Genomic DNA, 12,137 nt, shown 5'->3' on the forward strand with positions numbered 1-12,137 from the left:
CGATCAAGACGACCCAAACCTGGTCACATCAGGCAAGAGCCAGCGGGTAGTGATCGATGGATACGCCTTCTTGATCAATATCCATCGTCTCGAAACAGACACGACCTGGTCCCTTGAGGTCGTGGACCATCAGAACGACAGCCACGTCTGGGATAATCAGTTCGAGACCGACAGCGAGGCGCGGGATGCTGCCTTAGCCGCTCTAAACAACGAAGGGGCAATCGCCTTTATGCGCGGCAACAACGTCGTAAAGTTCCCGCGGCCCTGAGCGCCCGTGGCCGCAGAACACCGCTTACGAACTTCGTGCCCCAGCATCGCGAGCTCTCGAGCCCAATAATGTGCTGCTGAACAGGCTTCCATAACGATCAAACACGGCGATAGGCGAGAGAAGATCGACAGGAGCTCACTGCGCCGCAGCCGCTTGCGGAGTACCGCTTTCCCGCTTCGATCAATCCCGTGAAATTGGAAGACCCGCTTTGCGATGTCCAGGCCGATAACAACTGGTACCATTTCGTGGCTCCCGCTGGAAGGGTTGTTGGCGGCGACCAGCTTACTCCTGTCATCCGCCGCTGGTAGCGGGGGCCGTCCACACCATCAAAATGGGGTGCGCTCCACAGAGCTGCTCCGGCGCCCTCACCACGATCGGCCCCGCATATATCGCGCCGAACTTGGTGAAGTGTTGTCGGTCTTGGGATATCATCTGGCCATGTTGATCGAATATAGGAAGGCTTTGCCCGTCACAATGAAATGTAGTTCCGGCACCATGAAGAGTGCGCAATGACCAAATAGTGTCGACCGTAATGCACACCTCCACAACTCATACGACAAATTCAACGTGCGGGATTCGCCATCAGCGGTCAATTAGAGCCCTTGACCATTTGAGCAAATGCCCAAAACCGGGAATGGCTTTGCCAGCTTGGACTAGCATTTGCTTCAGCATGGTTTGCTGCCAATGCTGCAGGAACCTGCCCGGAATGCAGCTAAGCAGCAAAATCGGAGCGCTTGCTGCAGCAATCGGGGCTATTGCGAGAACTGCAATTTCCGGTGCGTCGTTCATCCGCAGAAAGTTGGCCGCAATCCACATAACACCGGCGTATATCGCGATGAGCGCAAATGGCCCGAGATGCATTGAGAGCAAATCTGAGAAGTTCGATCGACAAATCTTGGCCGTTGTAAGCAGTGAACCTGACCATTGAATCACGCTTACAAACACAACACCAACAGCCGCACCATTGATGCCAGCGACGACGGTTCCCAACCAGACGAAAGCGGCCAGACAGACTGTCGTTAGAAAATTAAGCCAGAAAACGGTAAGGAGATTTCCTCGTGCGCGTCCAATCGCCACCACTAGTCTGAGAGCGTAACGTAACCCCATCGCCATTGTCAGGCATTGAAACGGGAACACCGCCGCTGTCCAGGCGCCGCCGCCCAAAAGCAGGCCAATTGTTTCCGGACCAAGGACACATAAAGTAGCAGAAATGGGAAGCATTGTTGCCGCTCCGGCAAACAGGCCTTTCTGGGCAGCTTTGTTGAAGCGTGATGTGTCGGTTTCCATTGCTGCTAGTGCCGGAAAAACTACCGATCGCACGGTTAAGCCAAGTAAGGTGTCGACTGGTGCGATGGCCAGCGTATAGGCGCGCGAGTAAAGTCCAAGGGCTTGTGCTCCCGCGATTACACCAACCATTGCATTGTCTAGCTGTTTGATGAACTTGGCAAAAAACCTGTTGGCTGTCCCCAAGAACGAATGGCGAAACATGAAGTCCAGTACTTCCCGAAGGTCAACGTTACCGACGTGAACATCTGCAATGGCAGCTGCTCTACGCTGTTTATTGAGGAATGCCGCCATGAAAAAACAGCGCACGGCGGTCATTGCGATATAGGCTGTCGCCAACGCCATTGGCCCGGGAAAGAAGTACGCCATCAGGATGCCAGTCGCGCCGAAACCCAGCGCATAGCTCAGAAGGTTGGCCATTGCTACCTGTGAGAGGGCGCGGCCCCTAATGAGCAGCGCCTCGAAAGGCACCTCAAATGCCTCGATAAGGATGATCAGGCACATGATACGCACTAGGTCCGCCAAGCCCGGCATGCCAAGATTTGATTCGAACCAAGGAGACAGCGTGAAGAGCAACCCACCCCATCCGATTGACGAGATACTTAGCACCAGACGCGTTGTCTGCACATGAACGCGTGATATGCGTGACCGCTGGATGAGGGCGTCACGCAGATCAAGCTGGGCGATCAAGGAAAGGATGGTCACAATGGCAAGTGACATTGCCACGAGTCCAAAGTCTGTTGGCGTTAGGAGACGAGCCAGGACCGCCAAAGCTCCCAGCCTTAGTATCAAGTTGCCAATTGATGTTCCTGAAACGATGAAAGCGCTTGCAAGTGTCTTCATGACGCGGCGGTGTCCACTGGAGTGCTGGCGGAGAAATGTAGCAGCAGCTCGTTAAATTCTGTAAGAAGTCACGCCAATTCCGTACATAGCATTAAATGCATCATATTATATTATATCATCGACGATTTTCGATATACAGCGAATTCATTATTTTCAATGCCAGCTGAATTATCGCTAGTTCTACCTATTTCCCTATTGCATTTGCATAGCCATATCTAATAAGAAATGGCAGCGTTATTGCTGCAACTGTTGAGGCGTTGATCCCCGAAATTTCGTTCCTCCAACTGGTATCTGCATTGATTTTTGAGAAGCCGGCTAGGCGCGCGGGGTTCCCGGATACAGTATGGTCTGTCTTAAACTGAGGTGAGTAGACGCCAATTTCTGGGAGCTCGTTTAGATAAGGCATGAGAGCCTCCGCCCCGAACTCGCACAATTGTTCATATTTGATCCGTTGATACGTGCCTGTCGTTCCGCGCAGCGCTTCTGCTGATACCTGGACCTTTAGCCATGCCAAGCCGCTCTGAAGGTATGAGCGTTGGGTCATCATGTCGCCAGCCCGACCGCTGTCGATCTTTGGGCGTTTCTTCGCCGCTGAATAAGCTACACCACGCGGGTCACGCACCAAATGAAGCACGTGTACGCGGTCGGCTCCAAAACAATCGACAAGCAGCCGTGCATAGATGGGATGTTTCGAACTATCGACTAGCCATGGTGTGCGGGCGATTTGCGCCGCAGATTCATAAAGTCTGGTGATAAGGTTAAGCATATCCTGATAATCAGAGGTACGGTTCTCGGGTGTGTTCCATCGCCTTAGCGAGTGGACTTTGAGAGCCGCATGCAACTGATCATGCCGCGCCATCGCATTTTCACCTGCTAGACCCGCATTTTGCACCACTGCGTTCCAGAAGGAACATGCGGAAAACTGTTGTTCGCACCCGCACAGATGATCCAGTGCTAACCCCCTATCCCAAAAATGGATGAGCTCCCCGAGGTAACTGGCATTTGTGAAGCGGCCGGCAAGCGTACCTGCAAGCGTGCTCCCACTACGAGCAGAACCCACAATTAGTAGAATTCTGGGTGTCTCGGTTGTCGCCAATTGTCAAATTCCCTGCTGTGTGGTGCAATTGTTGATGACTGTCACATAGCGATCTGCCCAAGGCTCCACCCCAAACTTCTCGCGTGCCTTAGTTTCGCGTTCCTCTCTCGTATCCGGTTCGGACAGAATGGCTGCCAACTCGCGCGCCATTGCATCCGAATTGCCAACTGGCACCAGCCGTCCCAGCAAAGGTTCACTGAGTATCTCACTTGGTCCAGAAGGGCAGTTGGTCGCGATGCAGGGCGTGCCGGTTGCCAGCGCCTCGATTAGGGCGTTGGGGCTACCCTCCCAGCGCGAGGAAAGGACGAACAATTCTGCCCGAGACATCCAAGAAAACGGGTTTTCTTGAAATCCAGGCATCAAAACACGTTTAGCAATCCCCAGTGTCTCTGTAAGTCGTTCAAGTTCTCCCCGTAGTCGACCTTCACCGAGAATCACCAGTTTGACGTCGTTCGGGAGACCGGATTTGGCAAACGCCGATATCAAGGTGGGAAAATCCTTCTGCTCAACCAACCTGCCAGCGCCAAGAACATATCGGCAATTTTTTAGTTCGGAGAGCCACGGCTCTGGCAACGGTTCTCTGGCCCTCTTGACGACATAATCATGATCCGTTGCGTTACCAATCAGTGATATTTTACTCTCGGGCCAGCCAGTAAGTTTGGCTAAGTCGTCCTTTCCTGCTTGAGAGACTGCGACGATGCCCTCGGCCTGACGATAGAGCAGAGGTAAGAGCGGTCGCCAAAACCTGAGCGCCCCCTTAACTGTTGAGCCTATTCGGTTAGGCTCGCGAATAATTACGTGATTATCAATAGCTTTAACAAGCTTAAGAAGACCTAGAACGCGGCTGATATTCGTCTGAGCTGAAATCAAAGTGACATCGGGATTGGCATTGCAAAAACGACGAAGTCCGATCGCCATGGCCAAGGTACTCTTTCCAACCGTGGTTATGCGCGTGTTTGGCGGAAGTGAATGTTGGTATGCACCGAATTTTTGCGCGACGATGATATCGATTTTCGCGCCTCTTCTAAAAAGGGCATTGGCGAGCGTGACCATTGCTCGTTGTGCACCACCCACGCCAAGATTCATGATGCACAAAGCAATACGAGCATGCATCATTCGTATCCCAGTCTTGCGGGGAGTTTTCCTAAGGATTGTTCAAAAGCGACCCGAGCGTCGTTGACCAGATGGTCCTGCCACGGCCTTTGACCCGCGGCGGCATATTTTTTGTCCGGGTTAGACTTGTTGCCGCGCAACTTTCCTATCGAGTATGTGTCCAAAACAGCGTTTAGTGTTCCCGGGCTGGTCAAGATGTCAAGATGATCAAAAATATCCATCCAAGTCTGTTTCTGCGAAGCACCTATGAGATCTTCGAATCTTACCAGTTTGCAGTCAACACTGTTTTCTATTCGATTTAGCCAAGCTTCAAAAACCGGGACAAACTCCTTCTCGAATTCTGAGATCATGTAAGTCAGCGCTTGCTCTTCGTTCAACCCCTCCATAGCTTGGCGGTGTCTTTCGACTCCTTCTGTGGACACATGCGAGAAACGCGTCGAAAAATACCAGGAAACTAGGAGTGCGCGCGGGTCTCGAACAACGAAAATGGAACGGAACGGGGCGCCGTCCAACTGAATACTGGCATGTTCAGGCGTTCCATAACAGGCGAGCAAGGATGCTCCGGGTACTCTGCCGATATCGGGAATGGAAGTAGTTTGCCTTTTGTACACACCCCAAACATAGGGTAAGTGTCCGCTGGCCCGATATATGCGTGGATCTGATAGGACCAGGCGAACAAATTGGCTCCCAGTTTTCCATAAGCAAGCATGTACAATCCTAGAGTGCTGGGAGCGATGTTTTAATGGAATCAAACTGTATGCGCCGCGGCGCACGCTATATTCGCTCTTCAGTGAAACGAGCGGGCGCAAGAGATTTCTAACTTGGCGAAGCATGCTGTTTCTCTAGTTTTAATTGCTGTATATTGTTTGAGATTGTGCGCCGTTCCCACCCGGACGAACATTGCTCCCCGCCACTGCATTTAAAAATTGTGCGTAGGCGAACCGATCTCGTTTGATGCCCTGTTGTGCTAGTTGATGGGCGCGGGTCCGTGCGGTTTCCAGCACTTCTCGATTAGCGGACATTTTCTCCAGATGTGCGAGATAGCTGTCGGCATTGGATTCGCTTTCGGAAGCGACAATGGCCCCCGCGTCCCCAACGTCTGACGCGATGCAACCCCTGTCAGCCGAGATAATGGCGCATCCGGCACACATGGCTTCTAAAACGACGTTAGGTTGTGCCTCCAAAGCGTATCGCGTCGCGAACATGAAGACATCTAAGCCTACGTAGAAGGCATCCTTATGCCGCCCATGCAACGGCCCGGTCACTTCCAGCATGCTGCCCAGATTCTCCTTTGCCATATCGATCAACGTCTTGCTGGCGCTATCTGGAACTGGTCCTGCCAGGACAAAGTGTACCGGCAGGCATTTGTCTTTTGCACGCTGAGCAACCGCAAGAAAAGTGTCCAAACCCTTGGTCAGATAGAGATTAGACAGAAGGCCTACCCTGATAACGCTGTTATCGGGACGCCGCTCTGGTGCGGGCTGCCCAAGAAAATTGCTGTACTGGGAAAGGTTGCCTACGACCATATACGCGGCCTTCGAGTTGTAGCGTGCGCGATACTGCATGGCCATGGCGTCGCATAGAAACACGTGGAAGCCATTCACGGATCTATCGATCCAGCCTGCCAGCCGTTTTGTCGTCCGCACATACTGGAAAGTGCGGTGCTGAATAATAAGCCGGTAGCCGAGCAGACGGCCCGTCCAGGCAAGCAGAAACGTATAAATTAGGCCCCAACCGCCATCGGACACCAAATAGAGCGTGCGTTCTCGGTTTTCGAAGCGCTTCAGGAAAAGCACGCACAGAGCCTTCGCCACACGAAACAGTTTTAGAGTACGGCTTGCTGGATTTCGAGTGAGACTACCTGCTGCAATGGTGCAGCGCGTCAAGCGAACACCGTCAATTTTGCTGATGTCTTCAGTGATTGCCGCGAGGTTTTTCGACTGCCCATTTATGGGCGGTGGCAGGCTGCCGATAACCACCACGCTGTGTTTAGTAGAGGGTGTTACTTCTCGGAGCATGTCAGTTTCCGCCCCCCTGCGTGGTGTTGACATAGCCGAATGCTCTCAGTTCCTGCGCGAGCATTAGCCCAATACGATCAGCGTCACCTGCCGACATGGCGGTTCGCCATTTCTCCGTGCCGCCCTCGCGAAATGTATGCGATTTGCCCGGATCGATGGCCGCTTCCATACTATAGATCAATCGGTCCTCATGGGCGCCCGGCACCCCTGCTTTTTTTAGCTTTGCTGCGATGTGGCCCAGGACATCAAGACGGTTGGGTCCCACCAGATCTTCGTACTTGATCGACAGTGTTTCGGGATGCTGCAACCAGCCGACAAAAGGGGCTATTCGTTTCGCGCAATCGGGATAACGGTCATCAAAGCCTTCAATAGCCACCTTTAGGCGATCATGTGGATCGTCGATTTTTGAGAAAACCTTATGCATTCGGTGCCAGCGGTTCATATCTGCTAGATAGTTAACTTCCGACAGCAATACATCTCGTGGATCACGATAAATAAACAAATGGACTGCATTTATGGCGCTCATGGCCGCCGCTGCGGAATCAGAGTAATATAAGTGGGCTCCAACCGTTTCTCCTGGAAGAAGACCGCATATTTTTTTTGCCAAAACTGTCTGTGATCGTTCCTTGAGAGTTAACGAGGGCGTGGTTGCGATAAACCCACCGAAGTATCGAGTACTCGGCAAAGCGCGCGTAATCTGGAGGAGGAGATGCGTTCCACTTTTGGGCAGGGAATTAACTATGATCGGTGGATTATTTGCATAATCCCGTGTTGTTGCGAAAGCACGCATTGCCCGTTTTGGCGCCACAAGACTAAAAGCAAGTGCCTTCCGGGCCACGTTGCTATTACGGACCATACCCACGTCAAACAAGGAGTTCATTCTTTGCCACCAAAAGGCCACTGTTGTTCAATTGGCCTCCACCTCGGTAGCATTGTGTGCTTCCGGGGTCTGGCTTCCTCCATGCTGGCAAAGCAAGCTTGGAAGCGGCGGGCAATGACGTCAATGTCGAACGTACGCTCGGCATAATCTCGACCGCGCTGCCCCATAATCCGACCTTCTTCGGGATCGGAAAGCAATCTTGCGGCGTTGTCTACGAGTTCGGTCGGGTTGCCGGGGTCACTCACAAGTCCGGCGCCCGCCCTAACAATAGTGCGGCTGGCCAGATTTTCGGCCGGCATTGATGCAAGAATCGGCCGTCCGGCGGCAAGATAGGAGAGTATTTTTGAAGGAACGGAGAACCGACCGGCATCCTTCTCTATGAAACCACACAAGATGTCGGCTCCTGCAAGTACCTTGGGCAGGTCTTCGACCGAGACCCAAGGACGAACAAACATATTTCCGAGCCCTTCCTCTGCAGCGACACCGCGTACATACTCGGCGGCGCTTCCCATCGAGTAAAGGTGAATGTCGGCGTCGACGTTGCGAGCCAAATTGAGGAGAATGTCCGGGTTGTGTTTGCGGGCCAAAGTGCCGGAATACAATATCCTCGGGCGTCCTGGACGGAAATGGCGGTTGGCCACATCATTGTCACGCTGATAGAGCGGCATGTCGCCGATCGGAGCCCAGTTCTCGATTGTAGTGAAATGACGGGTGTCGACCCCCCAGCTCTTGATGAGATCGGTAAAGCCATCCGTTATGACGATTACAGCGTCGCTGTCCGCGAGCAGCCGACCCTCCATCCACGAATAATATCTTGTCGCTGCTGACCCGAGCAGTGGGACGCGGCGCCCTAGGATGCGGCCGATGGCCTCTGAATGAAGGTCTTGGAGCCAGAATACAAACTTGGCGTCGATTTTCCGGCATGCGGCGAGAAGGTGACTTTGCACTTCCAATGGGCAGTTTGAGGAGACTACAATTTTGGGCCGTTCAGCGATGACCCTAGCAGCGGCTGTGCGTCCATACTCGATTTGCTGGCGATAACGCTTGATCAAATTGTCCTTGTTCACCGGCTCGGAGATGTTGATTTCATCAATCGCAAAGCAGGCGGGATCAGTCGCCGTCCTGCCGACCCTCCCTTTTGGCGAACCAAAACCGCCGAAAGAAAAATACGCCGTGCTTACGCCCTTGCGAGCCAAATGACGGGCAAGCTGGGCCGTGAATCCGTAACCGCCGTAGTCATGGAATAGTATGTCGAGGGGATTTTTTCTCTGGGTCACTTGAAGTCGCTTTCTGCTTTCCATCGCCGGAGGGCTTCAGGGAGAGACGTCTTGAACCTCCACCCCCGGGAGACTAGTTCGTGGGGGTACAGATTGGTCGACTGGATGAGTTTTTTCACTCGCGCTCGATTTATGGAGGTCTTGAGCCCGAGCCTGCTAAGAACTTCAAATCCCAGGGCTGCCATATTGATTATGCTCTCAGGGACCACGATCGTTGGCAGCTCGAACCCGGCAGCCTCGTTGAAGGCACGATTGATGATTTCTGTGGTCGTGCGTTCTGGATAAGCATAGAGAAAACGGATGACCGGTTCATCGAAGGCGGCCATGAATTTTATGCAGTCGTAGAGATCATAGACTGGAGCGCACGCCTTGATAGTATCTTTGCGAGCTGGATAGACGAAGCGCCTCTTTCGCAGCAGACTCGCTAGACGCTCGAAATTGCCATGCTCACCGTCGCCGAAAGTCACCGAAGGTCGGACTGTAACGAGACGTCGGGTGGGATCTACCGCTTGCCAATCCTCATGAATCTTCTCGGCCAAGAGCTTTGACTTACCATATGCGGTGACAGGTCGAGGCTTTGTGCGCTCATCGACCTGTTCCTCCTGAGGGCCATAAATGCCCATGGTAGAGGTGAAAATTATCCGGCGTGCGCCTATCGCTGTGGCGAAGCGACAGACCTCGATCGCGCCGCGCACATTAGTCCAGTAATACTCCCAATCTTCAAAGCCGGGAGTGGTGTGGACGGCTGCAAGATTGAAGATGACGACCTCGCGTTCGACAGCCAGATCAATGGGCTCACGCACATCGCATTGGACGAAATCGGCCTTGGCATGGGTAAACCGGGGTTCGCGGATATCGGCGAGCACGATCCGGACCACTTCCGGGTCCTCGGCAAGATGCCCGGCCAGATGGGTGCCGAAAAAGCCAGACCCGCCGAAGATGACCGCCGTATACGTCATTGCCAGCGCTCCTGATTGGCGAGGAACCAGTCATAGGTCTCCGCAATGCCGTCCCGCAGCCCGATGCGGGGTGCCCAGCCCATGCCGCGCAGCCGGTCGGCGCTCATCAGCTTGCGCGGCGTGCCGTCCGGCTTGGAGAAATCGTGCACGATCTCGCCATCAAAGCCGACCGCTTCGCAGATCAGTTCAGTCAGTTCGAGAATGGTCACGTCCTCACCCGAACCGACATTGACATGCTCGTAACCGGAATAGGTCTTGAGCAGGAAGACCAAAGCGTCCACGCAATCGTCGGCATGTAGGAATTCGCGGCGCGGCGTGCCTGTACCCCAGACGGTGATGGTCTTGTCGCCGTTGAGCTTGGCGTGGTGGGCCTTACGGATTAGAGCCGGCAGGACGTGACTGGAGCTGAGATCGAAATTGTCGCCCGGACCGTACAGATTGGTGGGCATGGCAGAGATAAAATCGCAGCCATGCTGTTTGCGGTAGGCCTGGGCGAGCTTGATTCCGGCGATCTTGGCGATGGCATACCATTCATTGGTCGGCTCGAGCGGACCGGTCAGGAGCGCATCTTCCGTAATCGGCTGCTCCGCCATCTTGGGATAGATGCAGCTCGAGCCTAGAAACAGCATCTTGCTGACGCCGTTCTCGAAGGCCGCCTGAGTGATATTGGCTTCGATGATGAGGTTTTCGTAGAGGAAGTCGGCCGGATAGGTGTCATTGGCCAGAATACCGCCCACCTTTGCCGCCGCCATGACAATGGCATCCGGCTTGGCGTCGGCCATGAAGGCCTCGACCTCGGTCTGCCGCTTGAGATCGACGACATCGCGGCCCGCGGTAATCACTTCGCAACCTTCGGTGCCAAGCCGGCGCACCACGGCGCTGCCGACCATGCCGCGATGGCCGGCGACGTAGACGCGCTTATTGGTCAGATCGAAGGTCATGGCACTACTCAACGCTGACGGGAAGGTCGAGCCCATGCTGCTTGAGAAGGGCATGGCGGCGCGCTGCCTTATGGTCCTCGCGAACCATCTCGGCGCACATTTCCTGGGCGGTAATTTCGGGGGTCCAGCCAAGCTTTTGCTTCGCCTTGCTCGGATCCCCCAGCAAGGTTTCCACTTCAGACGGACGGAAATAGCGCGGGTCTATGCGGACGATCACGTCACCGGGCTTCAGGGCAGGGGCCATGTCGCCCTCGATCGCAGTGACGGTTGCTACTTCGTCAACGCCAAATCCGGAAAATTCCAGGGTGATACCGAGGTCCTCAGCGGTCCAGCGGATGAACTCGCGCACGGAATACTGCACGCCCGTGGCGATGACGAAGTCCTCGGGTTCGTCCTGCTGCAGCATCATCCACTGCATGCGGACATAGTCTTTTGCATGGCCCCAATCGCGCAGGGCATCGATATTGCCCATATAGAGGCAGGGCTCGAGCCCCATGGCGATGTTGGAGAGACCGCGGGTGATCTTGCGGGTCACGAAGGTTTCCCCGCGACGTGGAGACTCGTGGTTGAAGAGGATGCCGTTGCAGGCATAGATCCCATAGGCCTCGCGATAGTTCACCGTGATCCAATAGGCGTACATCTTGGCCACGGCATAGGGCGAGCGCGGATAGAAGGGCGTGGTTTCGCGCTGCGGGGTCTCCTGGACGAGGCCATAGAGTTCCGAGGTCGAGGCCTGGTAGAACCTTGTCTTCTTTTCAAGCCCCAGGAAGCGGATGGCCTCGAGCAATCGCAGCGTGCCGATGGCGTCGACATCGGCGGTATATTCGGGCGCCTCAAAGCTCACGGCGACGTGCGACTGGGCACCGAGATTATAGACCTCGTCGGGCTCAATATCGCGCAGGATGCGCGTCAGGTTCGAGGTATCGGAGAGATCCCCATAGTGCAGCTTGAAGCGGCCATTCTTGGTGTGCGGGTCTTCGTAGATATGGTCGACGCGCTGGGTGTTGAGCAGCGAGGCCCGGCGCTTGATGCCATGCACTTCATAGCCCTTTTCGAGCAGAAGCTCGGCCAGGTAGGAGCCATCCTGGCCTGTAATACCGGTGATGAGCGCAGTTTTTCCCGACCCCATGCAATATCCCCAATCAATAATCATGCGTTCAGCCCGTGATGATGCGGAAATGTCCGCAACCCGGTTGCTGAACTCCCAGTCCCAAAAACGAGGAAACCAACTACACGCAAAACTGCAAGTAGAAAACCACACCAATTGTTAATCGTGACCAATGGTTACCACGCGGACGGGAGCGAAACGCCTGGTTACGGCGGTGCTTCTTCCATCGGCCATCTGTTTTTGCATGGGACGAATGCAGTTCTCGCATGTATCGGAAGTGCGGGGCGTGGGGCTGCGGCGATGCCGAACGTGCGGAAACACAAGTTGGCGCACGCTCGGCCGCAAAGCCG

The 12,137-nt window shown here is 54.4% G+C and carries 11 protein-coding genes and 1 pseudogene; 1 reads left to right on the top strand and 11 read right to left on the bottom strand.

Annotation, left to right across the window (positions count from 1 at the left end; translation table 11 throughout):
* Nucleotides 1-268, top strand: a 268-nt coding sequence (locus QZ564_RS04500; RefSeq protein WP_297105295.1) for a hypothetical protein, incomplete at its 5' end; no start/stop codon positions are given.
* 26 nt (nucleotides 269-294) lie between these two features.
* Here QZ564_RS04500 and QZ564_RS04505 read toward each other — a convergent pair.
* From QZ564_RS04505 to gmd, 11 genes and pseudogenes are all read right to left on the bottom strand, one after another.
* Nucleotides 295-510 (bottom strand): annotated as a pseudogene (locus QZ564_RS04505) (IS110 family transposase); the annotation flags it as partial.
* A gap of 340 nt (nucleotides 511-850) precedes the next feature.
* Nucleotides 851-2,395, bottom strand: coding sequence for an oligosaccharide flippase family protein (locus tag QZ564_RS04510; protein ID WP_297105298.1), 1,545 nt, complete (start codon nucleotides 2,393-2,395; stop codon nucleotides 851-853).
* Between the two features lie 184 nt (nucleotides 2,396-2,579).
* On the bottom strand, nucleotides 2,580-3,491 hold the full coding sequence (locus QZ564_RS04515; RefSeq protein WP_297105301.1) for a sulfotransferase domain-containing protein: 912 nt from the start codon (nucleotides 3,489-3,491) through the stop codon (nucleotides 2,580-2,582).
* Between the two features lie 3 nt (nucleotides 3,492-3,494).
* Nucleotides 3,495-4,604, bottom strand: coding sequence for a glycosyltransferase (locus QZ564_RS04520; RefSeq protein WP_297105306.1), 1,110 nt, complete (start codon nucleotides 4,602-4,604; stop codon nucleotides 3,495-3,497).
* Nucleotides 4,604-5,158 (bottom strand): sulfotransferase domain-containing protein, encoded by a 555-nt coding sequence (locus tag QZ564_RS04525; protein WP_297105308.1) that lies wholly within the window; start codon nucleotides 5,156-5,158, stop codon nucleotides 4,604-4,606. The genes QZ564_RS04520 and QZ564_RS04525 overlap by 1 nt, the downstream gene beginning before the upstream one ends.
* Before the next feature lie 294 nt (nucleotides 5,159-5,452).
* Nucleotides 5,453-6,622: a glycosyltransferase family 4 protein gene (locus QZ564_RS04530; protein WP_297105311.1), complete on the bottom strand. Its 1,170-nt coding sequence runs from the start codon at nucleotides 6,620-6,622 to the stop codon at nucleotides 5,453-5,455.
* 1 nt (nucleotide 6,623) lies between these two features.
* Nucleotides 6,624-7,502, bottom strand: a complete 879-nt coding sequence (locus tag QZ564_RS04535; protein WP_297105316.1) for a hypothetical protein — start codon at nucleotides 7,500-7,502, stop codon at nucleotides 6,624-6,626.
* Nucleotides 7,499-8,803: a glycosyltransferase family 4 protein gene (locus QZ564_RS04540; protein WP_297105319.1), complete on the bottom strand. Its 1,305-nt coding sequence runs from the start codon at nucleotides 8,801-8,803 to the stop codon at nucleotides 7,499-7,501. The genes QZ564_RS04535 and QZ564_RS04540 overlap by 4 nt, the downstream gene beginning before the upstream one ends.
* Nucleotides 8,776-9,738, bottom strand: coding sequence for an NAD(P)-dependent oxidoreductase (locus QZ564_RS04545; RefSeq protein ID WP_297105322.1), 963 nt, complete (start codon nucleotides 9,736-9,738; stop codon nucleotides 8,776-8,778). Before QZ564_RS04545 ends, QZ564_RS04540 begins: the two co-directional genes overlap by 28 nt.
* Nucleotides 9,735-10,679: a GDP-L-fucose synthase gene (locus QZ564_RS04550; protein ID WP_297105325.1), complete on the bottom strand. Its 945-nt coding sequence runs from the start codon at nucleotides 10,677-10,679 to the stop codon at nucleotides 9,735-9,737. Before QZ564_RS04550 ends, QZ564_RS04545 begins: the two co-directional genes overlap by 4 nt.
* A gap of 4 nt (nucleotides 10,680-10,683) precedes the next feature.
* Nucleotides 10,684-11,808: a GDP-mannose 4,6-dehydratase gene (gene gmd, locus QZ564_RS04555; RefSeq protein ID WP_297105328.1), complete on the bottom strand. Its 1,125-nt coding sequence runs from the start codon at nucleotides 11,806-11,808 to the stop codon at nucleotides 10,684-10,686.
* Nucleotides 11,809-12,137: the final 329 nt, after the last annotated feature.

The sequence above is a fragment of the uncultured Devosia sp. genome, from assembly GCF_913055165.1.
GTDB lineage: Bacteria > Pseudomonadota > Alphaproteobacteria > Rhizobiales > Devosiaceae > Devosia.

Excerpts from the sequence above, each read along its gene's own strand:
- QZ564_RS04510 (WP_297105298.1), bottom strand. The coding sequence starts at position 2,395 with ATGAAGACACTTGCAAGCGCTTTCATCGTTTCAGGAACATCAATTGGC.
- QZ564_RS04520 (WP_297105306.1), bottom strand. The coding sequence starts at position 4,604 with ATGCATGCTCGTATTGCTTTGTGCATCATGAATCTTGGCGTGGGTGGT.
- QZ564_RS04530 (WP_297105311.1), bottom strand. The coding sequence starts at position 6,622 with ATGCTCCGAGAAGTAACACCCTCTACTAAACACAGCGTGGTGGTTATC.
- QZ564_RS04535 (WP_297105316.1), bottom strand. The coding sequence starts at position 7,502 with ATGAACTCCTTGTTTGACGTGGGTATGGTCCGTAATAGCAACGTGGCC.
- QZ564_RS04540 (WP_297105319.1), bottom strand. The coding sequence starts at position 8,803 with ATGGAAAGCAGAAAGCGACTTCAAGTGACCCAGAGAAAAAATCCCCTC.
- QZ564_RS04545 (WP_297105322.1), bottom strand. The coding sequence starts at position 9,738 with ATGACGTATACGGCGGTCATCTTCGGCGGGTCTGGCTTTTTCGGCACC.
- QZ564_RS04550 (WP_297105325.1), bottom strand. The coding sequence starts at position 10,679 with ATGACCTTCGATCTGACCAATAAGCGCGTCTACGTCGCCGGCCATCGC.
- gmd (WP_297105328.1), bottom strand. The coding sequence starts at position 11,808 with ATGGGGTCGGGAAAAACTGCGCTCATCACCGGTATTACAGGCCAGGAT.